The sequence below is a fragment of the Pseudonocardia sulfidoxydans NBRC 16205 genome, from assembly GCF_007989085.1.
Taxonomy (GTDB): domain Bacteria; phylum Actinomycetota; class Actinomycetes; order Mycobacteriales; family Pseudonocardiaceae; genus Pseudonocardia; species Pseudonocardia sulfidoxydans.
This window is the reverse complement of the sequence record NZ_BJVJ01000026.1, coordinates 49,665-74,259: the sequence shown is the minus strand read 5'-3', so window position 1 is coordinate 74,259 and position 24,595 is coordinate 49,665. Positions and strand designations below refer to the sequence as shown.

Sequence of the window (24,595 nt, the reverse complement as noted above, 5' to 3'; positions counted from 1 at the left end):
CCACCGGTCGACGACGACGAGGCGGCCCGCCGGCTCGTCCGCAAGGCCGTCGGCGCGCTCGGCATCGCCACCGAACCCGAGCTGCGCGACTACTACCGGCTCGGCCCCGGCCGCAACCGCCGTGCTCTCGCCGAGCTCGTCGAGGCGGGCGAGGTCGAGCGCGTCGGCGTCCGCGGGTGGCGTCGGCCCGCGTTCCGCGACCCGGACGCCCGGGTACCGCGCCACGTCACCGGGCGCGCGCTGCTCTGCCCGTTCGACCCGCTGATCTGGGAGCGCGCCCGCGCGGAACGCATCTTCGGGTTCCGCTACCGCATCGAGATCTACGTGCCCGAACCCGAGCGCGAGTTCGGCTACTACGTCTTCCCGTTCCTGCTCGACGGCCGGCTGGTGGCGCGCGTCGACCTCAAGTCCGACCGGGCCGCCGGCACGCTGCGGGTCAAGGGCGCCTTCGCCGAAGAGGGTGTCGACGAGACCCGGGTGGCGGCCGAGCTGGCCGCCGAGCTGCGCGTCATGGCCGACTGGCTGGGCCTCGACGACGTCGTCGTGGGGGAGCGGGGCGGGCTGGCGTCCGCGCTCGACCGGGAGGTCCGCGCGCGCTGACACCGCCCCGGGCCGGGCGATGTGGCACCGCCGACGATCCTGCGCCGAGTTCGACGAGAGCCTGGTGTCCCGGCGCCGGGAACCCGCATGGTGTCGAACTCGGCGGGTCGTCCCGACGTGCGAGAACCCGGTCGCTGCTCCCCCGAGAGCGACCGCGTCCTCACCGGTGAGCCGGGTCCCCCACCCGGCTGCTGCTTCGGACGCCTGCTTCGGACTCCTGCCTCGGACGCCTGGCTCAGACGCCGGCGGTCGCCGCCCGCGTCACCACGACGTCGCCCGTCCCCGCGCGGCCGTGGATGCGCAACGCCGGAGCCTGCTGCGGAGCGACCCCGCCGACCTCCAGCTCGCTGCGCGCCCGACCCGTGCCCGACGACAGGTCCAGCTCCGCCGCGACACCGGAGTGCACGCCGATCCGCATCCCGCCCGAGCCGGTGGTCAGGTCGAGCGACCCGGCCACGGCGTCGGCGACCCGGACCTCGCCCGACCCGGTGCGGACGCCCAGGTCGCCCGTCACCTCGCCGAGCTCGACGTCGCCACTGCCCGTCTTGACCTGGCTCGGGCCGCCCAGCGACGCGACCGTGATCCGGCCAGACCCGGTGCGCACCTTCGCGCGCCCCGCCACCGGCCCCAGGTCGACGTCGCCGGAACCCGTGGTGACGTCGACGTCGCCGCCCGTCTCCTCCAGCCGGACGTCGCCGGAGCCGGTGCGCACCGCACCCCAGCCGGCCCGGCCGGTCACCGACACGTCGCCCGCGCCCGTCCGGACGGCGTGGCGCGACGACACGGGTGCCCGCACCGTCACCGCGAGCGGGATCATCCGCAGCGGCATGTCCTGCGGCGAGCGCACCACCAGTCGTCGTGAGGTCTCCGACCAGCGGATCTCGGTGGCCGCCACGGCCTGGGCGGCCAGTTCCTCGGTGGCGCCGTCGAACGACGGCATGCCGGCCGGGAAGCCGCCCTGGACCCGGTCGAACCCGCCGCGGCTCGTCGCCGTGCCGATCCAGTTGACCAGGCCGGCGATGCCGTTGGTCCAGGTGTTGCCGCTCTGCGGTTCGTGGCGGACCTCGACCCACACCTGGTCGGTGTCGGTCAGCTCGACCCGGACGGAGCCGATGTCGACGGTCAGCTCCAGCTCGGCCGGGCCGGTCGCCGCCCAGTGCTCCTCCCGGCTGAGCTGCTGCTCGTCGGCGTCGGGGCCGTCGTCGATCGGGCTGCTCTTGCTCAGGTCCGGGGTCTCGTTCTCGTCGCTCGTCTTCTCGTCGCTCATCGTCGTCACCCCTGCACCCAGCCGCGGACGCGGCGTCCGTCGTCGGGGCGGCCGCCACGGCCCCCGCGGTCGCCCCGGTCCCGGCCGCCGCGGTCCCAGTTGCCTCGGTCCCAGTTGCCGCGCTCCCAGTTGCCCCGGCCCCAGTCGTTGCGACCCGACAGCGCGCCCTGGACCGCCTGGGCGACCCACGAGTTGAGGGAGACTCCCTGCGCGGCCGCGGCCTGCTCGGCCTGGCCCTTGATCTGCTCGACCAGCCGCAACGTGATGCGGCTGATGTCGCCCGCGTCCGCACCGGGCGGTGGCGGGGGCGGCGGCGCCGGCTCGGGGTCGGGGTCGTGCGCGTGGTCGTGTTCGTCACCGGTGACGACGACCCGCACGTCGCGGCCGTCGAGGCGCACCTCGACGACCCGGTCGCCCAGGGACGCCGTGACCTCGGCGGCCAGGTCGGACAGGGCGTTCATGACGGCCAGCCGAGCGGCCGGCTCGATCGCCGCGCCGAGCAGGGCGGCGGTGCGCCGGGTCTGCTCGTCGCCGGCGGCCGCGGCGGAGGAGAGGTCCTCCCGCAGCTGCGCTACGTACTGACTGACATCCATGACACCACTATGGCGTCACTGTGATGTCATCGCAACAAATTCTGACAGCACCTGCTCCCCCGGGGTCTCGGGCGGAAGTGTCGGCGTGCCCGGTTAGGCTGCCCGCATGCCGGAAATCGTGCGCCTGGGCGTCCAGCTCGTCGCGAAGACCGAGTTCTTCCCGCCTGCCGACGTCCCCTGGAGTACCGATGCCGAGGGCGGGCAGGCGCTCGCCGAGTTCGCCGGTCGTGCCTGCTACCAGTCGTGGACCAAGCCCAACCCCGCGACCGCCACCAACGCGGGCTACCTGCGGCACATCCTCGAGGTCGGGCACCTCTCCGTGCTCGAGCACGGCACCGTCAGCTTCTACCTCACCGGCATCTCCCGCTCGCTCACCCACGAGCTCATCCGGCACCGCCACTTCTCCTACTCCCAGCTCTCGCAGCGCTACGTCCCCGAGCGCGACGCCGCGATGGTCGAGCCCGACGCCATCGGCGACGACCCCGAGCTGCACGCCATGTTCGAGAAGGCCGCGCAGGACGCCGTCCAGGCCTACACCGACCTGCTCGCGGGGCTGGAGAAGCGCTTCGCCGACGTCCCCAACGCCACGCTGCGGCGCAAGCAGGCCCGGCAGGCCGCCCGCGCGATCCTGCCCAACGCCACCGAGACCCGCATCGTCGTCACCGGCAACTACCGCGCCTGGCGGCACTTCATCGCCATGCGCGCCTCCGAGCACGCCGACGTCGAGATCCGTGAGCTGGCGATCGAGTGCCTGCGCCAGCTGCAGCGCGAGGTCCCCAACGTGTTCAACGACTTCGAGATCCAGAAGCTCGACGACGGCTCCGAGATCGCCTCGAGCCCCTACGTCACCGAGGGCTGACCCGGGCCGGGGCAGCGAGCCCCTGACCCGGTTGACGCGCGCCCAGCAGCGCCCGCCCGAGGTGGCGCGCATGTTCTTCGAGCACCGCCGCGCCCGTGGGCGGCGCGGGGACCAGACAAGGCGCGCGCTGGTCGCAGAACCCGCGCGGTGTGGCGCGGGAACTCTGGTGAGGGCGGCTGCCGTTCCCAGGCCCCGAGTTCGGCAGCGGGCCGGCGGCCCGGCCGAGAACCATCCGCACGCCGAACTCGGCGGGGGACGGGTGGGTGCAGGCGCGCGGGATTCTGCGTCGGCGCCCGCCCTGTCCCGTCGTCGGGCCTGCTGCGCGACGGGTGGCGATTGCACAAGCCGCGTGGCGCCCTGGAACCCGCGCGGCGGTGGGGACGCTGCGCGTGTCGCCGGCCGCGGTCGGTGAGCTCGACGGCCTGGGGCGGGCCGGAGCCGGGGACGATACCGGCGGCTGGTCCCTCCCGACGAGGCGATGAGGACGCCGCCGACGCCGACGCCGCCGCCGACGACGCCGCCGCCGACGACGCCGCCACCGCCGACGCCAACGCCGCCGCCGACGACGCCGGCGGGGGCGTCGTCGTGCATGCGGCACGCTCGACAGCAGCCCGGGCGGTGCGCGTGGCCCGGGGCGGCTAGGTTCGGTGATCGTGAGCCTCGCGACCACCGAACGAGCGGCATTGTGCGACGAGCTGGACCGGTCGGGCCCGGACCGGCCGACGTTGTGCGAGGGCTGGACGACGCGCGACCTGTTGGCGCACCTGCTGGTGCGGGAGCGGCAGCCGTGGGCGGCGCCGGGGATCCTGGTGTCGGCGCTGGCGCCGATCACGGACCGGGCGATGCACGGCTACGCCGATACGCCCTGGCAGGAGATGATCGCCGACCTGCGCGACGGCCCACCGGCGTGGTCGCCGTACCGGGTGGGGAAGGTCGACGAGTTCGCGAACGGCGCGGAGTTCTTCGTCCACCACGAGGACGTGCGCCGGGGCGAGCCGGGCTGGGAGCCGCGGCCCGCCGACGAGGTGCGCGACACTGCGTTGTGGACGTTGCTGGGCCGGATGGGCCGGCTGTTGTTCCGGCGCAGCCCGGTGGGTGTGGTGGTGCGCCGGGGCGACGGCTCCGTGCAGGTGGTGCGGACGGGCCCGGGGATGGTGACGATCGTCGGCGAGCCCGCCGAGCTGGTGCTGCACGCGTTCGGCCGCGAGGCGTGCCGGGTGGAGCTGGAGGGTGCGGAGGCCGACCTGGACGGCTACCGGAAGGCCGGCCGGGGTCTCTGACCGACCCGTGACCCGGGTGTCGTTGTGACCAGCGGCGCACGCAGCCGGTCGGCGGCCCGGATCCGCGCGCACGCAGGTACGGTCATGACTCATGACCCCAGCTCCGTCGCGGCCACCGGGCCGCCCTTTCGGCCAGGTGCTGACAGCCATGCTCACCCCGTTCGACTCCGACGGGGAGCTGGACCTGGCGAAAGCCGAGGAGCTGGCGTCGCACCTCGTCGACCTGGGCAACGACGGCCTGGTGGTCAACGGGACGACCGGTGAGGGCCCGACGACGTCGGACCAGGAGAAGTCGGAGCTGGTCCGGGCGGTGGTGAGCGCGGTCGGTGACCGGGCCGTCGTCGTCGCGGGCGCGGGCACGTACGACACCCGCCACAGCGTCCACCTGGCGCGGGAGGCGGAGAAGGCGGGCGCGCACGGACTGCTGGTGGTGACGCCGTACTACTCGCGGCCGCCGCAGTCGGGCCTGATCGCGCACTTCACGACGGTCGCGGACGCCACGGACCTGCCGGTGATGCTGTACGACATCCCACCGCGCAGCGTCATCCCGATCGAGCTGGAGACGTTGCAGCGGCTGGCGGAGCACCCGCGGATCCTGGCGGTCAAGGACGCGCGCAACGACCTGCGCGTCGGCACCGAGGTGCTGGCCACGACGACGCTGGCCTACTACTCCGGCGACGACCCGGTGAACCTGCCGTGGCTGTCGGTGGGGGCGGTCGGTTTCGTGTCGGTGATCGGGCACGTGGTGGCCGACCGGCTGCGCGCCATGCTCAACGCCTACGAGGCCGGGGAGCACGACCGGGCCCGGAACCTGCACTACGCGACGTTGCCCGTGATCCGGGCGATGGGCCGCGTCGGCGGGGTGGTGTTCGCGAAGACGGCGTTGAAGCTGCGCGGTATCGACGTCGGTGATCCGCGGCTGCCGCTGCCCCCGGCGACCGACGAGCAGGTGGCGGCGATCGTCGTCGACCTGACGGCGGCGGGTATCGCGCTCGACCCGGAGTCGGTGGGGGAGCAGACCCACCGCGGGTACGGCGCGCTCGGCGCGCGGGCGGCCGTGGACCTCGGTGCGGAGGTCGCATACCGGTGACGCGTCCTCCTGCCCGCTCGGACCGCCGGTCCGACCGCCGTTCCCGTTCGGGCCGCCGCGACCGTCCGACGCCGCCGCCAGAGGTGGAGAACACGGCCGAGCTGCCGATGCACCCGCCGGGCGCGCTGGTCGAGGGTGGTCTGCGGGTGTTCGCCCTGGGCGGCATCAGCGAGATCGGCCGCAACATGACGGTCCTGGAGTACGACGGGCGGCTGCTCGTCGTCGACTGCGGGGTCCTGTTCCCGGCGGAGGACTCCCCGGGTGTCGACCTGATCCTCCCGGACTTCCGGGCGATCGAGGACCGCCTCGACGACATCGACGCGCTGGTGCTCACCCACGGGCACGAGGACCACATCGGCGCGGTGCCGTTCCTGCTGCGGCAGAAGCCCGACCTGCTGGTGGTGGGCTCGCGGTTCACGTTGGCGCTGGTGGCGGCCAAGTGCAAGGAGCACCGGCTGACCCCGCACCTGTTGGAGGTCGCGGAGGGCGCGCGGCTGCGGCACGGGCGCTGGGACTGCGAGTACTTCGCGGTCAACCACTCGATCCCCGACGCGCTCGCGGTCGCGGTCCGCACGCCCGCGGGGCTGCTGCTGCACACCGGTGACATCAAGCTCGACCAGCTGCCGCTCGACGGCCGGCTGACCGACCTGGCGGGCTTCTCGCGCCTGGGCGACGAGGGCGTCGACATGTTCCTGGTCGACTCCACGAACGCCGACGTCCCCGGCTTCGTGACGCCGGAGCGCGAGATCGGCCCCGTCATCGAGGGTGTGTTCCACCGGGCGTCGTCGCGGATCATCGTGGCGTGCTTCGCCTCCCACGTGCACCGCGTGCAGCAGGTGCTGGACGCGGCGGCCAAGCACGGGCGCCGGGTGTGCCTGGTGGGCCGGTCGATGGTGCGCAACATGGGCATCGCAGGCGAGCTGGAGCTGCTGCAGATCCCCGACGGCCTGCTCGTCGACCTCGACGAGGCGATGACGCTGCCCGACGACCAGCTCGTCCTGGTGTCGACGGGCTCGCAGGGCGAGCCGCTGTCGGCGTTGTCGCGCATGGCCCGCGGGGACCACCGGTCGGTGCGCATCCGCCCCGAGGACACGATCATCCTGGCCAGCTCGCTGATCCCGGGCAACGAGACCGCGGTGTTCGGCGTGATCAACGGGCTCACCCGGCTGGGCGCGACGGTGATCCACCAGGGCAACGCGAAGGTGCACGTGTCGGGGCACTCCCCGGCCGGTGAGCTGCTGTTCCTCTACAACGCGGTGCGCCCGTCCAACGTGATGCCGGTGCACGGCGAGTGGCGCCATCTGCGCGCCAGCGGCCGGCTCGCCGTCCAGACCGGGGTGCCCGAGGACCGGGTGGTGCTGGCGGAGAACGGCGTCGTCGTCGACCTGGTCGACGGGATCGCGTCGATCTCGGGGCGCGTCGAGGTGGGCCGGGTCTACGTCGACGGGCTGTCGGTCGGTGACATCGGCGAGAGCACGCTGTCGGACCGGCTGACCCTCGGCGAGGGCGGGTTCATCCAGATCAGCGTCGCGGTCGACGCGCGCACGGGCCGGGCGGTGGCCCCGCCGACGGTGTCGGGCCGCGGGTTCTCCGACGACCCGAAGGCGCTCGACGTCGTGCTGCCGTTGATCGAGGACGAGCTGTCGCGCACCGAGAACGAGGGCATCACCGACCCGCACCGGATCGCGCAGGCGGTGCGTCGCGTCGTCGGCAAGTGGGTGGGGGAGACCTACCGTCGCCGCCCGATGATCGTGCCGACGGTCATCGCCGTCTGATCCGACGCGGTCGAACCGGGCCGGCAACGCACTCAGGCGGGCCGGGGGGCGACGGTCAGCAGTACCGCCGAGTCCTCCACCGCCCGCAGGTCGTGCCGGGTGGGTGGGATGACCAGCAGGTCGCCCGCCCGGCCGGTGACCGGCCCGTCCGGGGTGCCGAGGACGACCTGGCCGCGCAGCACCTGCAGCGTCGCCTCACCGGGGCTGTCGTGCTCGCCCAGCGCGTTCCCGGCGGCGAGGGCGAGCAGGGTCTGGCGCAGCGACGAGCCGCCGCCACCGTGGACGGTGTGGGCGCTACGGCCCGCGGAGGCGGCCTTCGCGGCGGTGAGCTGTTCCTCGACGAGGTCGGTCAGGGAGACGGCGGGGCTCGTCACGGGTGGGCTCCTCGGGGGTGGGGCTCGTGGGCGGGACGGTCAGGACGCGAGCAGGAGGACGCCGGTGACGACGAGCGCCGCGGTCTTCAGGATCTCCAGCGCGACGTAGTTGAGGTGGCCGCGCGAGCGCGGTGCGTCCTCGTCACCGGCGAGGACGGCGTCGGAGCGCCGGTTGAGCGCCGGCCGGACCAGCAGCAGCTGGGCGAGGAGCAGTGCGACCGCGACGGCGCCGGCGACGACCGCGCCGACGGGCGCGTCCACCACGAATGCCAGCACGACGAGGGCCGCCGCGAACACGGCCTCGATGGTGTTGAGGGTGCGGAACACGAGACGGCCGATGCCCAGCCCGATCCGGACGGTGACGCCGGGGGCGCGGAACTTCAGCGGCGCCTCGACGAACGAGATGGCCAGCACCATGCCGAGCCAGACGAAGATCACGGCGACGGCGACGGCGAGTCCTGCGGGCATCAGCGGCCGTCCTCTCGGGGGTCGGTCGGGGACAGGTGGGCGAGGCAGAGGTCGTCGGCGGCGAAGGGGTCGAGCCGGTCGACCGTGACGGGGGCGCCGAGTGCGCTCATCGCACCCTGCATCAGGCCGAGGTGCAAGGGGCAGACGACGTCGGCCCGGGTCTCGGCCAGCTCCAGGAACGGGCAGTGGCGCAGGCCGATCCGCTGGTCGTGACCCCCCGGTGCGGGCCATGCGGGGGCGAACCCGATGTCGTCGAGGAGGGCGACCATGGAGCGGATCGCGTCGTCGCGGGACCGGGGTTCCGTGGCGCCGACCAGCCGGCCGCCCCAGGCGCGCCCGGCGGCCTGCGCGGCCGCGCCGGGGCCGGGCCCGGCGGCCAACCCGTCGGCGAGCGCTGCGGCGAGCAGGCGGTAGCTGCGTGGTCCGGCCGGGTCCATCCCGCGGTGGGCGCGGAACAGCAGCGCGGGGCGCCCCGGCCCGGCGGGGGGCGCGGTCACGCGCTCGACCCGGCCGGCGTCCAGGAGGGCGTCGAGGTGGAAGCGGACGGTGTTGGGGTGGAGGGCGAGCGTCTCGGCCAGCTCGGCGATGCCCAGCGGCTCGTCCGCTGCGCGCAGGGCGGCGAGGATCTCGTCCCGCCGGGTGGAGACGTGGCGCGGGCTCACGAGACCCGCCGGGGCTGCCCGGCGACCAGCGGGGTGTCCACCCCGAGCGGACCGAGCTTGGCCGCGCCTCCGGGGCTGCCGATCGGCTCGGCCCGCCCGGCCAGTGGTTCGGCGAAGAAGCGTGCGTTGTCGTCGAGATGGGCCTGCAGCGCCTCGGGCAGGTCGTCCTCGTAGTAGATCGCCTCGACGGGGCAGACGGGCTCGCACGCGCCGCAGTCCACGCACTCGTCGGGATGGATGTAGAGGGCGCGCTCACCTTCGTAGATGCAGTCGACGGGGCACTCGTCGACACACGCCCGGTCGAGCACGTCGACGCAGGGGAGTCCGATCACGTAGGCCACAACTTGAGTTTACACGAAGAATGTTTGTATAAATAGGCAGACCTCGACCGGAAGGACGCCCCCCATGACCGCGCTGGAGCTCGATGTCCGCCCCCTGCGCAAGCCCGACAAGCACCCGGCGATCTTCCGTACCTACGGCGAGCTCGCCGTGGGGGAGTCGTTCGTGCTGGTCAACAACCACGATCCCCGGCATCTGCGCGACGAGTTCGACGCCGACCACCCCGGCGGCTACGGGTGGGAGTACCTGGACCGGGGTCCGCAATGGCGGATCCGGATCACCAAGCTCGCCACCACCTCCCTGCCCAGGATCGTCGGCGACACGACGGCCCGTCCGTCGGGCCCCGACGGCGCCGGCGTCGAGTGGAAGCTGGAGATGCGCGAGCGCGACCTGGACTCCAACGTCGTCGCACTGCAGCCCGGAACCGGGATCGACACGCACCGCGGAGCCGACCTCGACGTGCTGCTGGTCGTGCTCGACGGCGACGGTGTGCTCACCACCGAACGCGGCGAGGTCCCCCTCACCGCCGGAGGGCTCGTCTGGCTCCCCGCCGGCTCGCAGCGCCGCTTCGACGCCGGAGCCGGCGGGCTGCGCTACCTGACCGTGCACCGCAGACGTCAGTCGCTCGTGCTCGAGGCGGCCCCGGCCAGGGACGCGTCGTGACCGTCCTGCCGCGCGTCGAACGCCCCGACGACGACCTCGCCGGCCACCAGCTGCTCGCCCGGCTCGGCAAACGGGTCCTGCGGCCGGGCGGCGCGCGGCTCAGCGGTGTCCTGCTCGACACCGCGGGGGTCGCCGACGCCGACGTCGTCGAGCTCGCCCCCGGCACCGGACGCACGGCGCGCGACATCCTCGCGCGCCGTCCCCGCTCCTACGCCGCCGTCGACAACGACCCGGCCGCGGCCGCCGCCGTCTCCGAGGTGGTCGGCCGCGCCGTCGGGGCGTCGTCGCAGGTCCCCCGGCGGGTCGTCGTCGCCGATGCCGCGGCGAGCGGGCTGCCCGACGGCTGCGCCGACGTCGTGGTCGGCGAGGCGATGCTGACCATGCAGGGCGACCGGACGAAGGACGCGATCGTCGCCGAGGCCGTCCGGCTCCTGCGCCCCGGGGGTCGCTACGCCGTGCACGAGCTCGGCCTCGTCCCCGACGACGTCGCGGACACGGTGCGGACGGAGGTCCGGCGGGCACTCGCCCGCGCGATCAAGGTCAACGCCCGGCCCCTCACCGTCGCCGAGTGGGAGGCGCTGATGAGCAGGCACGGGCTCGAGGTCGAGCACGTCGCACTCGCCCCCATGGCGCTGCTGCGGCCGCGGCGGGTGCTCGCCGACGAGGGGCTGGTCGGAGCGCTGCGGCTGGTCCGCAACATCGCGGTGCGGCCCGCGGCCCGCCGTCGGGTCCTGGCCATGCGGCGCACCTTCCGTACCCACCGCCGGGCCATGACCGCCGTCGCGGTCGTCGCGCGCAAGCCGGGCTGAGCGGACGCCGGACCGCCGCACGGGTCACACCGGACGGGCAGGGCGAGTCGGAACCGGGCGAGGGTGTCCGATCCGGTTACCGTGTCGGACATGGCAGGGCGAGCGACGACCGGCGGAGGCCGCGGAGGCACGCGGGCGGCCGCGGGATCGGGGCGTGCCGCCTCCGGGTCGTCACGCTCGCGCGGTGCCGGAGCCTCACGCTCACGCGGCGGGTCCTCGTCGGGGCGCAGGCCCGCCGCGTCACGGCGGCCCGCGCCGGCGCGCAAGAGCCCGGATCTGATCGACAAGGGCATCGACGCGGTGGGACGCGGTGTCGTGAAGCTGGGGAAGTCGGCGGGCAAGGCGGCCGGGCGGACCCGCGAGATCGACCCGGCGCACCGCCGCGACGGCCTCGGCGTGGGCTTCATCGTGCTGGCCGTCATCTCGGCCGCCGGGATCTGGTGGGGCGCGGGCGGCCCGGTCGGGCGCGGGTTCTCCGCCGCGGTCGGCGCCGTGTTCGGGACGCCGGGGGTGCTGCTGCCGCTGCTGCTGGTGGTCGTCGGCATCGTGCTGATGACCACCGAGGCCAACCCGGAGTCGCGGCCCCGGGTCGCGGTGGGCACGTTGCTGATGGTCCTGGGCGTGCTGGGGCTCGTGCACCTGTTCTCGGGGTCGCCGACGGAACCGGGCCTCTGGTCGGGCGCCGGTGGCGGTCTCGGCTACCTCGCGGGGACGCCGCTGGCCAGCGGGCTGAGCGCGTTCGTCGCCGTCCCGGTGCTGGTGCTGCTCACCGGCTACGGCTTCCTGGTGCTCACCGGGACGCCGGTGCGCGAGCTGCCCAACCGGATGCGGCGCCTGATGGGCAAGCCGGTCCACGACGACGAGGACGACGTCGACGAGGTCGAGGCGAACGCCGCCGAGCAGGACGAACCGGACGAGGAGCCCGCCCCGGCGCGGCTGCGGCGCCCGTCGCGTCGCCGCCAGAGCGCCGCCGACGCCTACCGCGAGGACGAGGCGCCGCCGGAACCGGAGGCCGTCGCGCAGGAGGACGAGGCGCCGGCCCCGCCCAAGCGGGTCCCGCGCAAGCCCGTCCGCGTCATCGAGCCCGCGTCCGAGCCCGACAACCCGCCCACGGGCGAGCAGATGTCGCTGGCGATCCGCGAGCCGATCGGCGAGACCGAGTACAACCTGCCGCCGCCCGACATGCTGCCCACCGGCCCGGTGCCCAAGACCCGCAGCAGCGCGAACGACGCCATGATCGAGGCCATCACCGGCGTGCTCGACCAGTTCAACGTCGACGCCCAGGTCACCGGCTTCACCCGCGGCCCGACCGTCACCCGCTACGAGATCGAGCTCGGCCCGGCGGTGAAGGTCGAGAAGATCACGCAGCTCACCCGCAACATCGCCTACGCCGTCGCCACCGACAACGTGCGGCTGCTGGCGCCCATCCCGGGCAAGTCGGCCGTCGGCATCGAGGTGCCCAACACCGACCGCGAGATGGTCCGCCTGGGCGACGTACTGCGCTCGGCCAACGCGCGCAACGAGCAGCACCCCATGGTCATCGGCCTCGGCAAGGACATCGAGGGCCACTTCCTCTGCGCGAACCTGGCGAAGATGCCGCACCTGCTGGTGGCCGGGTCCACGGGTTCCGGCAAGTCGAGCTTCGTCAACTCCATGCTCGTCTCGCTGCTGTCCCGGGCCACGCCCGAGGAGGTGCGGATGATCCTCATCGACCCGAAGATGGTGGAGCTGACGCCCTACGAGGGCATCCCGCACCTCATCACGCCCATCATCACCCAGCCCAAGAAGGCGGCCTCGGCGCTGACCTGGCTGGTGGAGGAGATGGAGCAGCGCTACCAGGACATGCAGGCCAACAAGGTCCGCCATGTCGACGACTTCAACCGCAAGGTGCGCTCCGGCGAGATCACCGCACCGCTGGGGTCCGAGCGCGAGTACCGGCCCTACCCCTACATCCTCTGCATCGTCGACGAGCTGGCCGACCTCATGATGACCGCCCCGCGCGACGTCGAGGACGCGGTCGTGCGCATCACGCAGAAGGCGCGGGCCGCGGGAATCCACCTGGTGCTCGCGACGCAGCGGCCGTCGGTCGACGTCGTCACCGGCCTGATCAAGACGAACGTGCCGTCGCGGCTGGCGTTCGCGACGTCGTCGCTGACCGACAGCCGGGTCATCCTCGACCAGCCGGGCGCCGAGAAGCTGATCGGCATGGGCGACGGGCTCTACCTGCCCATGGGTGCGGGCAAGCCGGTCCGCATGCAGGGCGCCTACGTGTCCGACGACGAGATCGCCGACGTCGTCGGGTTCACCAAGGAGCAGGCCGAGCCCAGCTACACCGAGGGCGTCACCGCGCAGAAGGCCGGTGAGAAGAAGGAGATCGACGCCGACATCGGCGACGACCTCGAGCTGCTCGTGCAGGCCACCGAGCTGATCGTGACGTCCCAGTTCGGGTCGACGTCGATGCTGCAGCGCAAGCTCCGCGTCGGCTTCGCCAAGGCCGGCCGGCTCATGGACCTGCTGGAGACGCGCGGCGTCGTCGGCCCGTCCGAGGGGTCGAAGGCGCGCGACGTGTTGATCAAGCCCGACGAGCTGGAGAACGTTATCTGGCTCATGCGCGGTGGCGGTCCGGGACCGGAGGACGAGATCGACGGGTGACTATCACCCGTCCGGGCCCTTCGCTCACTCTTCGTCACTCAGCGTCACTGATGTGTGGGATCTCGCACGATTCGACAGGTGACTGACTACACCTCGTGTCATCGTGGAGCCGGTCGCGCGGACGCCGTCCGCCGTTTGGGCGAAAGGGTGCCGCATGTTCGGTTTCAAGCGCCGGGGGGCTGCGTCCGGCCGAGGTGCGGCCCGCAGCGCGCTCATGCCGATCCCGCTCACCGGCGGGCTGCTGAGCGGGCAGATCCGCGACGAGGAGGGCAGACCGGCCCCGGGCGCCGCAGTCTCGGTGTTCGACCGGTCCAACCGCCGCGTCGCCCACTCCGACAGCGACCCCTTCGGCTACTTCACCGCCGCCGTCGTCCCCGGCGACTACCGCGTCCGCGCCGAGTACGGCGGGTTCCAGAGCGTCGCCAACTCGGTCGAGGTCGAGTGGGGCCGCCACGCCGAGCTCGGCGACATCACGATGCTCCCCGACCCCAGCCTCGAACCGCCCGCGCCCGGCGTCTACGAGATCGACTCCGACCACTCCTCGATCCGGTTCGTCGCCCGCCACATCGCCCTGTCGAAGGTCTACGGGCGGTTCAACGACTTCCGCGGCAGCGTCCACATCGAGGAACCGTTCGAGGACTCGATGGTCGAGGTCGTGATCGACGCGGCGAGCGTCGACACCAACGTCGAGGCCCGCGACGCGCACCTGCGCTCGGCCGACTTCCTCGACGTCGAGCGCTTCCCGCAGCTGCGCTTCACCAGCACCCGGTTCACCCGCCGCGCGGGCAACAACTGGCTCGTCGACGGCGAGCTGACCCTGCACGGCCTCACCAGCGACGTGCAGCTCGACACCATGTTCCTCGGCGTCCAGGAGTGGAACGGCGTGCGCGCCGGCGTGCTCGCCACCACTGAGCTGCACCGCGAACACTTCACCCTCAACTGGCAGCAGGTGCTCTCGCGCGGCGTGCCCGTCGTCGGCTCGACGATCACGATCGAGCTCGACATCCAGGCGGTCTACAAGGGCTGAGCGGCGCCCGCGAACCCGGTGCGCCGCCACGCCTCGTACACCGCGACCGAGACGGCGTTGGCGAGGTTCAGCGACCGCGACCCCGCCACCATCGGCAGCCGAACCCGGTGCGTGACCTGCGGTGAGTCCTGGACGTCGGCGGGCAGCCCCGTCGACTCCCGGCCGAACAGCAGCACGTCGCCCGGTTCGTAGGCGACCTCGGTGTGGTGATCGGCGCCGGTCGTCGTGAAGGCGTGCACGCGGGCGGGCAGCAGCTCGGCCCAGGCGGCGTCGAGATCGCGGTGCACACGGACATCGGCCAGCTCGTGGTAGTCGAGCCCGGCGCGGCGGACGTGGCGGGCGTCGAGGGAGAACCCGAGCGGCTCGACGAGGTGCAGCTGCGAGCCGGTGTTGGCCGCGAGCCGGATGATCGCCCCCGTGTTCTGCGGGATCTCGGGGGTCAGCAGCACGATCCGGAACACGGTCCGATCCTGGACCCGCCGCGGGCGGGGCGCACGCGCGGGGTGCCCGCTCGCCGACGCAACGGCAGGGCTCCGCCCCCTGTGAGCGGCGATAGTCGCTACAGCGACTATCGCCGCTCACAAGCGTCACGGGGTCACGGCGTCACGGGTTCGGGGTCACGGGCGTTCGGCGAGCCACTGTGTCGCCGTCAGGCCGGCGAGGTCGCGGAAGTCGCGGGCCAGGTGTGGCTGGTCGGCGTAGCCGCAGACCGCGGCGACGTCGGCGAGGGCGGGCCGTCGCGGGGAGCGCAGCAGGTCGCAGGCGCGTTCGAAACGGATCACCCGGGCCGCGGTCTTCGGGCCGACGCCCAGTTCCGCGGTGAACCGGTTCGCCAGGTGCCGACGGCTCCAGCCGACGTCGCGGGCCAGCTCCTCCACACGCCTCGTCCCACCCGAGGCGACCAGCAGGTCCCAGGCCCGTCCCACCTCGGGGGCCGGCTCGCCGCGCGGGCAGTCGGCGACCAGCCGGGCCAGCGCGCCGTCGAGCAGCGCGAACCGGGCCGCCCACGTCGGCGCCTCGGCGAGCCGTTCCAGCAGCCGGTCCGCGCGGGCGCCGAGCAGCGCCCGCAGGTCGACGACGTCGCCCGCCAGCGCCGCCGCCGGGGCGCCGAACAGCATCCGGGCACCGCGCCAGGTCAGCCGCAGCTGGATCCCCGTCTGCGCCGGGCCCTGCGCCATCACGGCCGGCCGGTCGTGCAGGCCGGCGACCATCGCGTCGAACCTGCCCGGCCCGCGTGCGGGGTCGGGCATCTCCAGCACCTCGACATTGCCGTCGAGGCAGAACAGGAACGTGAGGTGCGCTCCCGGCACACCCTGGTGCGTGCTCGGCGGCGCCGCCGACATCCGGTAGCCCGAGCAGAGGTCGACGTAGGGACGCAGGGGAGGGGGCGGCCGTCGCCAGACCACCTCGTCGCCCGCCACGACCCCAGGTTATTGCAGGTTGAGCAGCATCCGCACGTTGCCGAGGGTGTTCGGCTTGACGTGCGCGAGGTCGAGGAACTCGGCGACGCCGGTGTCGTAGGAGCGCAGCATCGCCGCGAACACGTCGGGGGAGACGGGGGTGCCGTCGATCTCGACGAACCCGTGTCTGCCGAAGAAGTGCTTCTCGAACGTCAGCACGAACAGCCGCTTGAGGCCCAGCTCGCGGGCGTTGTCGATCAGCGCCGCGACGATCGCGTGCCCCACGCCGCGGCCCAGCGTGGTCGGGTCGACCGCGACGGTGCGGATCTCGCCGAGGTCCTCCCACAGGACGTGCAGCGCCCCGCAGCCGACCACCGTCCCGTCGACCTCCGCGACCAGGAACTCCTGCACCGCCTCGTACAGGGTGATGATCTCCTTGGCCAGCAGGACACGGCCCGCGTAGCCGTCCACGAGGGACTTGATCACCGTCACGTCGGCGGTCCGGGCCCGCCGGACGAGCACGTCTGCCACGACGGGTCAGAGTAGATCAAAGGGTCCGGGATACCCTGTGGTACGTGCCGACGCTCCCACCATCCGAGTCCGCCCCGCGGCGTGCTGCCCTGCTCACCCTGGGCTGCGCCCGTAACGAGGTCGACTCCGAGGAGCTCGCGGGCCGCCTCGCCGGCAGCGGGTGGGAGCTCGTCGAGGCCGACCCGTCCAGCGGCGGCCCCGCGCCCGACGTCATCGTCGTCAACACGTGCGGGTTCGTCGAGCAGGCCAAGAAGGACTCGATCGACACGGTGCTGTCGGCGTCCGACGTCGCCAAGGCCACCGGGGCCAAGGTCGTCGCCGTCGGCTGCCTCGCCGAGCGCTACGGCGCCGAGCTGGCCGAGAGCCTCCCGGAGGCCGACGCCGTCCTCGGCTTCGACGCCTACCCCGAGCTGGCCGAACGCCTCGGCGACGTCCTGGGCGGGCACGCGCCCGCGCCGCACACCCCGGTCGACCGCCGCACCCTGCTGCCGCTCACGCCGGTCGCGCGGCCCTCGGCGGCCGTCGACGTGTCGGTGCCCGGCCACGAGTGGGTCCCCGACCTGTCGCGGGTCCGGCTCTCCGACGGGCCCGTCGCCAACCTCAAGCTCGCCTCCGGCTGCGACCGGCGCTGCGCGTTCTGCGCGATCCCGTCGTTCCGGGGCGCGTTCGTGTCCCGCCTGCCCGCCGACGTGCTCGCCGAAGCCGCGTGGCTCGCCCAGCAGGGCGTCCGTGAGCTGGTGCTGGTCAGCGAGAACTCCACGTCCTACGGCAAGGACCTGCCCGGCGGCACCCGCGCCCTGGTCGACCTGCTGCCGCGGCTCGCCGCCGTCCCGGGCATCGAGCGGGTCCGTGCCTCCTACCTGCAGCCCGCCGAGATGCGACCCGACCTCGTCTCCGTGATCGCGACGACGCCCGGCATCGCGCCCTACTTCGACCTGTCGTTCCAGCACGGCTCCGCCGCGGTCCTGCGCCGGATGCGCCGCTTCGGCGGCCGCACCGACTTCCTGGAGCTGTGCGAGCGCATCCGCACCCTCGCGCCCGAGGCCGGCATCCGCAGCAACGTCATCGTCGGCTTCCCGGGCGAGACCGAGGACGACCTCGCCGAGCTCGAAGCCTTCCTCACCGGCGCGCGGCTCGACGCCGTCGGCGTCTTCGGCTACTCCGACGAGGAGGGCACCGAGGCCGAGGGCTACGACGGCAAGATCGACCCCGACGAGGTCCAGGCGCGGGTCTCCCGCATCTCCTCGCTGGTCGACGAGCTGATCGTGCAGCGGGCCGAGGACCGTGTCGGCACCGAGGTCGTGGTGCTCGTCGAGCAGGCCGAGGACGACGACTTCGAGTGCACCGGGCGCGCCGCGCACCAGGCCCCTGAAGTCGACGGCGAGTGCGTGCTGGAGCGCGGTTCCGGCCTGGAGGCGGGCGAGCTGGTGCGCTGCGTGGTCGTCGACACCGAGGGTGCTGACCTGGTGGTGTCCCCCCGCGAGGTCCTCCCCGGTGGTCGCGCCGGGCTCGTCGCGGCGGCGGCGTCGTGACCCGGGGGTGTCGATGAGCGAGCGGGCGAGCAGAGCGTCGACACTGCGCCCGCGCACTGCGCCGGACTTCCGTGGGCCGCGCCCGCGTAGCGAGGGAGAGCGATGAGCACCTCACCGGCGGACGCGTCGTCACCGCCGGTGCTCAACATCGCCAACGTCCTCACGGTCGTCCGGCTGTTGCTCGTCCCGGTCTTCCTCGTCGTGCTCTTCGTCGACGACGGGCACTCCGTCGCGTGGCGGCTCGTCGCCGCCGGCGTGTTCGCCGTCGCCGCGATCACCGACCGGCTCGACGGGCAGCTCGCCCGTAGCCGCGGCCTCGTCACCGACTTCGGCGCGGTCGCCGACCCCATCGCCGACAAGGCGCTCACCGGCGCGGCGTGGATCGGGCTGTCGCTGCTGGAGCTGATGCCGTGGTGGGTGACGATCGTCATCATCGGCCGCGAGGTGGCGGTCACGCTGCTGCGGTTCTGGGTGATCCGGCACGGCGTGATCGCTGCCAGCCGTGGCGGCAAGGCGAAGACGTTCGTGCAGAGTCTCGCGATCGGGCTGTACGTGCTGCCGCTGGACGAGCTGCTCGGCCCGTCGGCCACCCTGACCGGCCTGCGGTGGGCCGTCCTCGGGCTCGCGCTCGTGCTGACCGTCGTCACCGGCGTCGACTACGTGGTGCGCGCGGTCAAGCTGCGCCGCGCGGCCCGCCGCGCCGTCCACGACGAGGTGCCCTGAGCGGCCTGCCGGAAGGGCGGTGTTCGCCCTCGGCGGACACGTCCGACCGGCCCGGCAGGCGACGCGGAACGCCCCCAGTCGGTACGGTGAGGCCACCGGGTCGTCCGCGGCCCGGGCGCGTTCCATCGGCCCCCGTTCGGCCGGCCGGCGGGTCGCGGCACGTGTGGACGAGGAGGGTCGCATGGCTGTGCTGCTGCGTGAGGCGATCGGCGGCAGCCTTCGGCGTGCCCGGACCGCCCGCCGCCGGACGCTGCGAGAGGTGTCCCGGCAGGCCCGCGTGAGCCTCGGCTACCTCTCCGAGGTCGAGCGCGGCGTCAAGGAGGCGTCCAGCGAGCTGCTGGCGTCCATCTGCGAGGCCCTCGACATCTCGCTGCCCGACCTGCTCACCTCGGCCGCCGAGGAGATGGCGCTGTCGATGGCGACGCAGTCGATGCGGTCCCCGCTGATCGTGCCCATCGGGCAGCGCCACGCCGACCTGCGGATCGCGGGTTCCGGCTCCGCCGTCGTCAGCCCGCAGCCGGTCACCGCCCCGGCGTCGCCGGTGGCGAGCGTCAGCGCCGCGGCCTGATCGTCGCGGCTGATCTTCTCCGGATCTCCGACGGGCCCCCGGCCCGTCCTGCGCACCCGTCTGCCCGGCGCCCCCGGCCTGGGCGATTCGTGCTGGTGGCGCGCGTCGGCGCCCGGCCTCCGGGATGTCCCGCGATTCGGTAGCCTGGCCCCCGGGTCGCCCGGACGGCGGCCTCCGGACGATCCCCGATATCGTCGTCCCGCGCTGGCACATCGGTCGTGCGCGGTGCCACGATGGGGGCCGCAGCGCGCACCGGGACAGATGTCCGGAACGGCGCGGTGACTGATCGGTGTCGCACTCGGAGGTAAGGCGGAGCAGATGGCCAACGGTTTCGCGAAGGCCTGGAACTACCTGATGGCGCTGTTCTCGTCGAAGGTCGACGAGTACGCCGACCCGAAGGTGCAGATCCAGCAGGCCATCGAGGACGCCCAGCGTCAGCATCAGGCTCTCTCGCAGCAGGCGGCGGCCGTCATCGGCAACCAGCGCCAGCTCGAGATGAAGCTCAACCGGCAGCTCGGTGAGATCGAGAAGCTGCAGGCGTCGGCGCGGCAGGCGCTCGTCCTGGCCGACCAGGCGCGGGCGAGCGGCGACGAGCAGAAGGCGGGACAGTACGAGCAGTCCGCCCAGGCGTTCGCCACGCAGCTGGTCACGGCCGAGCAGTCGGTCGAGGACCTGAAGACGTTGCACGACCAGTCGATCGGCGCTGCGCAGCAGGCCAAGCAGGCCGTCGAGCGCAACTCGATGATGCTGCAGCAGAAGATCGCCGAGCGCACCAAGCTGCTCAGCCAGCTCGAGCAGGCCAAGATGCAGGAGCAGGCCGCGGCGTCGCTGCGGCAGATGAGCGAGCTCTCGGCGCCGGGCAACACCCCGTCGCTGGAGGAGGTCCGCGAGAAGATCGAGAAGCGCTACGCCAACGCGCTCGGGTCCGCGGAGCTCGCCCAGAACTCGGTGCAGGGCCGCATGCTCGAGGTGCAGCAGTCCACCGTGGACATGGCCGGGGCCAGCCGCCTCGAGCAGATCCGCGCGTCGCTGCACGGCACCCCGGTCGCGGGCGAGGTCACCTCGGGGCAGACCGCCCCGGCGCCGGCCCAGCCGCAGCCGGGTCCGTCGATCCAGAAGCAGCCCGGCACCACCTGATCGGCTTCGTCACGCAGCGCCCGCTCCGGTCCGCCGGGGCGGGCGCTGTTCCGTGTCAGTAGCGTCGGGGCGCGCCCGGGCCGGTCCGCCGGCGTGACTGCCGCGGTGTCGGGGCGGGCGCGGGGCCGGGCTGGCAGTGCGGGCACCAGTAGGCGATGCGCGCGTAGACGCCGTCGCCCTGGTTCGCCGTCAGGATCCGGGTGCCGCAGCGCCGGCACTCCCGCCCGCCGCGCTCGAACACCCAGTGCGTCTCGCCCCTGCGCGTCGACCCCGTCGTCGTCTGCTCGGGACGATCGGCGTTCGCGCACAACAGCTTGCGCGACAACGTGATCACCTCCGACGGGTCGGCCAGGTCACGCACCTTCGTCCACGGCGAGACGCCCAGCAGGAAGCACACCTCGGTCTTGTAGAGGTTGCCGACGCCGGCCATCACCCGCTGCTCCAGCAGCACCAGCCCGACCTCGTGGTCGGCGCGGGAGGTGAAGCGGCGCAACGCCTCCGCGGCCATCTCCGCGTCCCACGCGGGATCGAGGAGGTCGGGGCCGAGATGGCCGACGAGCCGGTCCTCCTCGTCGGTGGGGAGGAGTTCGAGGTCGTGCAACGCGAACCCGACCGCGACGCGCTCCTCGACGCCCAGCACCGCGCGGGCCTCGTGGTCGGGCCGGCGCCACGCCATCCCCGGCCGGTACAGGTGCCAGGAGCCGTCCATCCGGAAGTGGCTGTGCAGGCTGGTGCCGTCGTCGAATCGTGTGAACAGGTGCTTGCCGACGCTCTGCACGCCCGTGACGGTCAGCCCTGCCAGGTCGTGCTCCGCCCAGCGGGGGTGGCGGAGCTCGCCGCGCAGCAGCAGCTTGCCGGCGAGCGCGGCGTGCAGCCGTTTCCCGGCGAGGAAGACGGTGTCGCCCTCGGGCACGCCCCGACCGTATCCCGCCGCGCCCGCCCCCGCCTCCGGCCGTCTTTCGCGCGCAACCTCACTGCTGCCCACGGCCGGGTGGACGACAGTGAGGTTGCGCGCCGAACCCCGGCCGCAACCTCACTGCTGCTTCTCGGCGCTCGGACAGCAGTGAGGTTGCGCGTGGGGTGAGGGGATCGGCAAGCGCACCCGGATTTCCGCAGGTCGAACGCCGCTCACATGGTTGGGTCAGCCGATCGGTTGATGGGCTCATCCACCACGGGCTGCGGGCACTGCAGCCGCGCGTCCGATCCGCCGCGACGCCCACGACGACACCCTTGATGCATGACGGTCATCGAGGTCAACGGCCTGCAGAAGCGCTACGGCGAGCATGTCGCCGTGGCCGACGTGTCGTTCGAGGTGCAGGAGGGGGAGATCTTCGGCGTGCTGGGCCCGAACGGGGCCGGCAAGACGACGACGGTCGAGTGCGTCGAGGGCCTGCGGGTCCCCGACGGCGGCACGATCCGCGTGCTCGGGCTCGACCCGCAGCGTGACGTCGTCGCGCTGCGCCAGGTGCTCGGCGTGCAGCTGCAGGACAGCAAGCTGCCCGAGCGGATGACGGTGGCCGAGGCCGTCTCGCTGTACTCCACGTTCTACGACGACCCTGCCGACGGCGACGCGCTCGTCGACAGGCTGAACCTGGCACGCCAGCGCGACACCCGGTTCGGGAACCTGTCGGGCGGGCAGCAGCAGCGGCTCGCGATCGTGCTCGCGCTGCTGGGCAGGCCGCGGGTCGCGGTGCTCGACGAGCTGACGACGGGCCTGGACCCGCAGTCGCGCAGGCACACCTGGGAGCTGGTCGAGCAGATTCGCGACGACGGCGTCACGGTCGTGCTGGTCACGCATTTCATGGAGGAGGCCGAGCGCCTCTGCGACCGGATCGCGCTGATCGACGCGGGGCGGGTCGTCGCCGTCGACACCCCGTCCGGGCTGGTGGAGCGCACCCGGGCGCCGCAGGTGATCCGTTTCCGCCCGTCGGGGCCGGTGGACGAGGACATGCTGCGGGCACTGCCCGAGGTGGGGTCCGTCGTCACCCACCGCGACGGGCGCGTGGAGGTCACCGGCACCGGCGACGTCCTCGCGACCGTCACCACCGCACTCGCGCACGAGCGGATCATCGCCGCGGAGCTGCGCGTCACCCAGCCACGACTCGACGACGCGTTCGTCGCCCTCACGGGGGAGGGGACTCGATGACCACCACGACCTTGCCGACGACCGCGCACCGGCGCAGCCGCGGCCCGTTCGCCGGGCTGCGGGCGCTGACGCTGTCGGAGTCGCGGCTGTTCGCCCGTGACCGGGTCGGGGCCTTCTTCACGCTCGCTTTCCCGACGGTGCTGCTCCTGGTGCTGGGGCTGATCCCGTCGTTCAAGGAGCCGCTCGCCCCGGGCGGCCCACGGCTGATCGACGTGTACACGCCGATCATCGTCGCGATGGTGCTGTCGACGTCGGCCGTGCAGGGCCTGCCCGCCGTGGTTGCGACGTACCGCGAGCAGGGGGTGTTGCGCCGCATGCGGACCACTCCGGTCCGTCCGCAGACCCTGCTGCTCGCGATCATGGCCACGATGATGGGTGTCACGCTGGTGTCGACGGTCCTCGTGCTCGTCGTGGCCCGGCTGGCGTTCGGGGTGCCGCTGCCGCAGTCGCCGCTCGCCTACCTGGTGGCGCTGCTGTTCACCGGTGTCGCCGTGTACGGGCTGGGGCTGCTCGTCGCCGCCGTCGCGCCGAGCGGTCGCGCCGGCAACGCCATCGGCACGGTCCTGTTCTTCCCGCTGATGTTCTTCGGTGGGCTGTGGCTGCCGCGTGACGTGATGCCGGAGCTGCTGCGCGGGATCAGCGACTTCACCCCGCTCGGCGCGGGGGCGGGCGCACTGCAGGCCGCCGCCTGGGGGGAGTGGCCGCAGCTGCTGCACCTGGCGGTCCTCGCGGGCTGGGCCGTGCTCACGGCCGCGCTCGCGACTAGGTTCTTCCGCTGGGAGTAGGGGGCGCGATGACGACGCGGGAGCAGGACCGTCTCGACGCCGTCGAGGAGCGGGTGGACAACCTCATCGACCGCTTCGCGGCGGTGGTCGGCCTCGTCATCGGCCTCGTCCTCACGGCGGTCGCCCTCAGCGACGAGACGGCCGGGACCTGGGCCTGGATGGGCTCGCTGAGCGCGGTCGCCCTGGTCTGGATCTGGCTGTTCTCGGTCCGGCAACCGGTCCCGGCCCGCATCCCGTGGCTCGGCGCGGTCTACGTCGTCGGGCTGATCGTCCTGATGGCGGCGCTGACGTGGTTCTCGCCGTTCTTCGCGTTCATGACGATCGGCGCCTACGGTCACGCCGCCTGCTACCTCCATGGGAACTGGCGCTTCCCGGCCATTGCCGCGGCGGCGGCCTGCGCCGCGTTCTCCCAGATGGGTGGGCGGCTCGCCCTCCCGTGGAGCGCGGGCTGGCTGGGCGGCATGATCGCCCTGCTCATCGGCAACTCCCTGATCGCGGGTGGGTTCGTCTGGTTCTCGACGATGAGCGCGCAGCAGACCGTACGTCGCAAGAAGATGATCGCCGACCTGGAGCGGGCCAACGCCGAGCTGGAGGCCGCGCTCGCGGAGAACGTCCAGCTGCACGCGCAGCTCGTCGTCCGCGCCCGGGAGGCGGGTGTGCAGGACGAGCGCACCCGGATGGCGCGCGAGATCCACGACACGATCGCCCAGGGCCTCACGGGGATCGTGACCCAGCTGGAGGCCGCCGACGCCGCCGCCGACGACGCCGACGTGCGCGATCGCATGCGGATCGCCCGCGGCCTGGCCCGGGAGAGCCTCACCGAGGCCCGCCGATCGGTCGACGCGTTGCGCCCCGAGCCGCTGGAGGACGCGCAGCTGCCCGAGGCACTCGGCGACCTCGTCGACCGCTGGTCGGAGACCACCGGCATCCAGGTCCGCCGCGAGACCACGGGGGCGACGCGGCCGTTGCTGCCCGACGTGGAGGTCGCCCTGTTCCGGGTCGCGCAGGAGGCGCTCGCCAACGTCGCCAAGCATTCCGACGCGACGACCGTCGGCATCACACTGTCCTACATGGACGACGTGGTGGTCCTCGACGTCCGCGACGACGGCCGCGGTTTCGACCTGCCCGACCGCGCCGGTGGCGGGTTCGGGCTGACCGCGATGGAGCAGCGCGTGCACCGGGTCTCGGGCAGGCTGACGGTGGAGAGTGCGCCCGGTGAGGGGACCGCGCTGAGTGCGAGCGTGCCGGCGATCCCGGCCGAGATGCCGTCATGAGAGCCGCGATGCCGTCATGAGAGCCGCGATGCCGTCATGAG

General features: G+C 73.2%; 27 protein-coding genes. 17 read left to right on the top strand and 10 right to left on the bottom strand.

Going from position 1 to position 24,595, the window contains the following annotated elements; all coding sequences use genetic code 11:
• Nucleotides 1–600 (top strand): DNA glycosylase AlkZ-like family protein (locus PSU4_RS14685; protein WP_147108103.1); only part of this gene is annotated, 600 nt, incomplete at its 5' end.
• A gap of 235 nt (nucleotides 601–835) precedes the next feature.
• On the opposite strand, the gene PSU4_RS14680 is transcribed toward PSU4_RS14685, so the two are convergent.
• Nucleotides 836–1,867 (bottom strand): DUF4097 family beta strand repeat-containing protein, encoded by a 1,032-nt coding sequence (locus tag PSU4_RS14680; protein ID WP_147108100.1) that lies wholly within the window; start codon nucleotides 1,865–1,867, stop codon nucleotides 836–838.
• Between the two features lie 5 nt (nucleotides 1,868–1,872).
• Nucleotides 1,873–2,460 carry a toxin-antitoxin system HicB family antitoxin gene (locus tag PSU4_RS14675; protein WP_147108097.1) on the bottom strand — a complete coding sequence of 196 codons (588 nt, stop codon included), beginning with the start codon at nucleotides 2,458–2,460 and terminating at the stop codon, nucleotides 1,873–1,875.
• Nucleotides 2,461–2,566: 106 nt separating this feature from the next.
• Between PSU4_RS14675 and thyX the strand changes: the two genes are divergently transcribed.
• The 5 genes from thyX (at nucleotide 2,567) to PSU4_RS14650 (ending at nucleotide 7,464) form a co-directional block, all read left to right on the top strand.
• Entirely contained in the window at nucleotides 2,567–3,319 is a 753-nt protein-coding gene (gene thyX, locus PSU4_RS14670; protein ID WP_147108094.1) for an FAD-dependent thymidylate synthase, read from the top strand.
• A gap of 408 nt (nucleotides 3,320–3,727) precedes the next feature.
• Nucleotides 3,728–3,961: a hypothetical protein gene (locus PSU4_RS14665; RefSeq protein ID WP_147108091.1), complete on the top strand. Its 234-nt coding sequence runs from the start codon at nucleotides 3,728–3,730 to the stop codon at nucleotides 3,959–3,961.
• An 11-nt stretch (nucleotides 3,962–3,972) separates the two neighbouring features.
• Nucleotides 3,973–4,599 carry a TIGR03085 family metal-binding protein gene (locus tag PSU4_RS14660; protein WP_147108089.1) on the top strand — a complete coding sequence of 209 codons (627 nt, stop codon included), beginning with the start codon at nucleotides 3,973–3,975 and terminating at the stop codon, nucleotides 4,597–4,599.
• A 91-nt stretch (nucleotides 4,600–4,690) separates the two neighbouring features.
• On the top strand, nucleotides 4,691–5,689 hold the full coding sequence (gene dapA / locus PSU4_RS14655) for a 4-hydroxy-tetrahydrodipicolinate synthase (protein ID WP_147108086.1): 999 nt from the start codon (nucleotides 4,691–4,693) through the stop codon (nucleotides 5,687–5,689).
• 107 nt (nucleotides 5,690–5,796) lie between these two features.
• Nucleotides 5,797–7,464, top strand: a complete 1,668-nt coding sequence (locus PSU4_RS14650) for a ribonuclease J (RefSeq protein ID WP_147108119.1) — start codon at nucleotides 5,797–5,799, stop codon at nucleotides 7,462–7,464.
• A 32-nt stretch (nucleotides 7,465–7,496) separates the two neighbouring features.
• Here PSU4_RS14650 and PSU4_RS14645 read toward each other — a convergent pair whose 3' ends face one another.
• From PSU4_RS14645 to fdxA, 4 genes are read right to left on the bottom strand one after another with little or no spacing between them, the layout of a single operon-like run.
• Nucleotides 7,497–7,838, bottom strand: coding sequence for a cupin domain-containing protein (locus tag PSU4_RS14645; RefSeq protein ID WP_147108083.1), 342 nt, complete (start codon nucleotides 7,836–7,838; stop codon nucleotides 7,497–7,499).
• A 39-nt stretch (nucleotides 7,839–7,877) separates the two neighbouring features.
• On the bottom strand, nucleotides 7,878–8,306 hold the full coding sequence (locus tag PSU4_RS14640; RefSeq protein WP_147108081.1) for a hypothetical protein: 429 nt from the start codon (nucleotides 8,304–8,306) through the stop codon (nucleotides 7,878–7,880).
• Nucleotides 8,306–8,968 carry a helix-turn-helix transcriptional regulator gene (locus PSU4_RS14635; RefSeq protein ID WP_147108078.1) on the bottom strand — a complete coding sequence of 221 codons (663 nt, stop codon included), beginning with the start codon at nucleotides 8,966–8,968 and terminating at the stop codon, nucleotides 8,306–8,308. The genes PSU4_RS14640 and PSU4_RS14635 overlap by 1 nt, the downstream gene beginning before the upstream one ends.
• Nucleotides 8,965–9,309, bottom strand: a complete 345-nt coding sequence (gene fdxA / locus PSU4_RS14630) for a ferredoxin (protein WP_147108074.1) — start codon at nucleotides 9,307–9,309, stop codon at nucleotides 8,965–8,967. The genes PSU4_RS14635 and fdxA overlap by 4 nt, the downstream gene beginning before the upstream one ends.
• A 64-nt stretch (nucleotides 9,310–9,373) precedes the next feature.
• On the opposite strand from fdxA, the gene PSU4_RS14625 reads away from it, so the two are divergent.
• The 4 genes from PSU4_RS14625 (at nucleotide 9,374) to PSU4_RS14610 (ending at nucleotide 14,458) form a co-directional block, all read left to right on the top strand.
• The gene (locus PSU4_RS14625) at nucleotides 9,374–9,970 is read left to right on the top strand and encodes a DUF2249 domain-containing protein (RefSeq protein WP_147108071.1); all 597 of its coding nucleotides are present in this window, start codon (nucleotides 9,374–9,376) and stop codon (nucleotides 9,968–9,970) included.
• On the top strand, nucleotides 9,967–10,779 hold the full coding sequence (locus PSU4_RS14620) for a class I SAM-dependent methyltransferase (protein WP_147108068.1): 813 nt from the start codon (nucleotides 9,967–9,969) through the stop codon (nucleotides 10,777–10,779). Before PSU4_RS14625 ends, PSU4_RS14620 begins: the two co-directional genes overlap by 4 nt.
• Nucleotides 10,780–10,869: 90 nt before the next feature.
• Nucleotides 10,870–13,431, top strand: a complete 2,562-nt coding sequence (locus tag PSU4_RS14615; RefSeq protein WP_186816947.1) for a DNA translocase FtsK — start codon at nucleotides 10,870–10,872, stop codon at nucleotides 13,429–13,431.
• A 154-nt stretch (nucleotides 13,432–13,585) separates the two neighbouring features.
• Nucleotides 13,586–14,458, top strand: a complete 873-nt coding sequence (locus tag PSU4_RS14610; RefSeq protein WP_246115119.1) for a YceI family protein — start codon at nucleotides 13,586–13,588, stop codon at nucleotides 14,456–14,458.
• Here PSU4_RS14610 and PSU4_RS14605 read toward each other — a convergent pair.
• From PSU4_RS14605 to PSU4_RS14595, 3 genes are all read right to left on the bottom strand, one after another.
• On the bottom strand, nucleotides 14,446–14,919 hold the full coding sequence (locus tag PSU4_RS14605; protein WP_147108062.1) for a tRNA (cytidine(34)-2'-O)-methyltransferase: 474 nt from the start codon (nucleotides 14,917–14,919) through the stop codon (nucleotides 14,446–14,448). The two genes, PSU4_RS14610 and PSU4_RS14605, sit on opposite strands and share 13 nt — an antisense overlap.
• 156 nt (nucleotides 14,920–15,075) lie before the next feature.
• The gene (locus PSU4_RS14600; protein WP_147108059.1) at nucleotides 15,076–15,879 is read right to left on the bottom strand and encodes a helix-turn-helix domain-containing protein; all 804 of its coding nucleotides are present in this window, start codon (nucleotides 15,877–15,879) and stop codon (nucleotides 15,076–15,078) included.
• 9 nt (nucleotides 15,880–15,888) lie between these two features.
• Nucleotides 15,889–16,389, bottom strand: a complete 501-nt coding sequence (locus PSU4_RS14595) for an amino-acid N-acetyltransferase (RefSeq protein WP_147108056.1) — start codon at nucleotides 16,387–16,389, stop codon at nucleotides 15,889–15,891.
• A gap of 44 nt (nucleotides 16,390–16,433) precedes the next feature.
• Between PSU4_RS14595 and rimO the strand changes: the two genes are divergently transcribed.
• The 4 genes from rimO (at nucleotide 16,434) to PSU4_RS14575 (ending at nucleotide 20,349) form a co-directional block, all read left to right on the top strand.
• Nucleotides 16,434–17,921 carry a 30S ribosomal protein S12 methylthiotransferase RimO gene (rimO, locus tag PSU4_RS14590; RefSeq protein WP_147108053.1) on the top strand — a complete coding sequence of 496 codons (1,488 nt, stop codon included), beginning with the start codon at nucleotides 16,434–16,436 and terminating at the stop codon, nucleotides 17,919–17,921.
• 102 nt (nucleotides 17,922–18,023) lie between these two features.
• Nucleotides 18,024–18,644: a CDP-diacylglycerol--glycerol-3-phosphate 3-phosphatidyltransferase gene (gene pgsA, locus PSU4_RS14585; RefSeq protein WP_147108050.1), complete on the top strand. Its 621-nt coding sequence runs from the start codon at nucleotides 18,024–18,026 to the stop codon at nucleotides 18,642–18,644.
• A gap of 181 nt (nucleotides 18,645–18,825) precedes the next feature.
• Nucleotides 18,826–19,212, top strand: coding sequence for a helix-turn-helix domain-containing protein (locus PSU4_RS14580; RefSeq protein WP_147108047.1), 387 nt, complete (start codon nucleotides 18,826–18,828; stop codon nucleotides 19,210–19,212).
• 318 nt (nucleotides 19,213–19,530) lie between these two features.
• Entirely contained in the window at nucleotides 19,531–20,349 is an 819-nt protein-coding gene (locus tag PSU4_RS14575) for a PspA/IM30 family protein (protein ID WP_147108045.1), read from the top strand.
• Nucleotides 20,350–20,404: 55 nt separating this feature from the next.
• Here the strand turns inward: PSU4_RS14575 and PSU4_RS14570 are convergent, their stop codons facing one another.
• Nucleotides 20,405–21,262 carry a DNA-formamidopyrimidine glycosylase family protein gene (locus PSU4_RS14570; RefSeq protein WP_147108043.1) on the bottom strand — a complete coding sequence of 286 codons (858 nt, stop codon included), beginning with the start codon at nucleotides 21,260–21,262 and terminating at the stop codon, nucleotides 20,405–20,407.
• 324 nt (nucleotides 21,263–21,586) lie between these two features.
• Between PSU4_RS14570 and PSU4_RS14565 the strand changes: the two genes are divergently transcribed.
• The 3 genes from PSU4_RS14565 to PSU4_RS14555 are packed head-to-tail and all read left to right on the top strand — an operon-like array spanning nucleotide 21,587 to nucleotide 24,554.
• Nucleotides 21,587–22,495, top strand: coding sequence for an ABC transporter ATP-binding protein (locus tag PSU4_RS14565; protein ID WP_147108041.1), 909 nt, complete (start codon nucleotides 21,587–21,589; stop codon nucleotides 22,493–22,495).
• Nucleotides 22,492–23,280 carry an ABC transporter permease gene (locus PSU4_RS14560; protein WP_147108039.1) on the top strand — a complete coding sequence of 263 codons (789 nt, stop codon included), beginning with the start codon at nucleotides 22,492–22,494 and terminating at the stop codon, nucleotides 23,278–23,280. The genes PSU4_RS14565 and PSU4_RS14560 overlap by 4 nt, the downstream gene beginning before the upstream one ends.
• A gap of 8 nt (nucleotides 23,281–23,288) precedes the next feature.
• Complete coding sequence (locus PSU4_RS14555; RefSeq protein ID WP_147108034.1) at nucleotides 23,289–24,554, top strand: sensor histidine kinase; 1,266 nt, start codon at nucleotides 23,289–23,291, stop codon at nucleotides 24,552–24,554.
• Nucleotides 24,555–24,595 lie beyond the last annotated feature (41 nt).

Coding starts and splice junctions, on each gene's coding strand:
- PSU4_RS14680 (WP_147108100.1), bottom strand. CDS start 1,867: ATGAGCGACGAGAAGACGAGCGACGAGAACGAGACCCCGGACCTGAGC.
- PSU4_RS14675 (WP_147108097.1), bottom strand. CDS start 2,460: ATGGATGTCAGTCAGTACGTAGCGCAGCTGCGGGAGGACCTCTCCTCC.
- thyX (WP_147108094.1), top strand. CDS start 2,567: ATGCCGGAAATCGTGCGCCTGGGCGTCCAGCTCGTCGCGAAGACCGAG.
- dapA (WP_147108086.1), top strand. CDS start 4,691: ATGACCCCAGCTCCGTCGCGGCCACCGGGCCGCCCTTTCGGCCAGGTG.
- PSU4_RS14650 (WP_147108119.1), top strand. CDS start 5,797: ATGCACCCGCCGGGCGCGCTGGTCGAGGGTGGTCTGCGGGTGTTCGCC.
- PSU4_RS14640 (WP_147108081.1), bottom strand. CDS start 8,306: ATGCCCGCAGGACTCGCCGTCGCCGTCGCCGTGATCTTCGTCTGGCTC.
- PSU4_RS14625 (WP_147108071.1), top strand. CDS start 9,374: ATGACCGCGCTGGAGCTCGATGTCCGCCCCCTGCGCAAGCCCGACAAG.
- PSU4_RS14615 (WP_186816947.1), top strand. CDS start 10,870: ATGGCAGGGCGAGCGACGACCGGCGGAGGCCGCGGAGGCACGCGGGCG.
- PSU4_RS14610 (WP_246115119.1), top strand. CDS start 13,586: ATGTTCGGTTTCAAGCGCCGGGGGGCTGCGTCCGGCCGAGGTGCGGCC.
- pgsA (WP_147108050.1), top strand. CDS start 18,024: ATGAGCACCTCACCGGCGGACGCGTCGTCACCGCCGGTGCTCAACATC.
- PSU4_RS14580 (WP_147108047.1), top strand. CDS start 18,826: ATGGCTGTGCTGCTGCGTGAGGCGATCGGCGGCAGCCTTCGGCGTGCC.
- PSU4_RS14575 (WP_147108045.1), top strand. CDS start 19,531: ATGGCCAACGGTTTCGCGAAGGCCTGGAACTACCTGATGGCGCTGTTC.
- PSU4_RS14565 (WP_147108041.1), top strand. CDS start 21,587: ATGACGGTCATCGAGGTCAACGGCCTGCAGAAGCGCTACGGCGAGCAT.
- PSU4_RS14560 (WP_147108039.1), top strand. CDS start 22,492: ATGACCACCACGACCTTGCCGACGACCGCGCACCGGCGCAGCCGCGGC.
- PSU4_RS14555 (WP_147108034.1), top strand. CDS start 23,289: ATGACGACGCGGGAGCAGGACCGTCTCGACGCCGTCGAGGAGCGGGTG.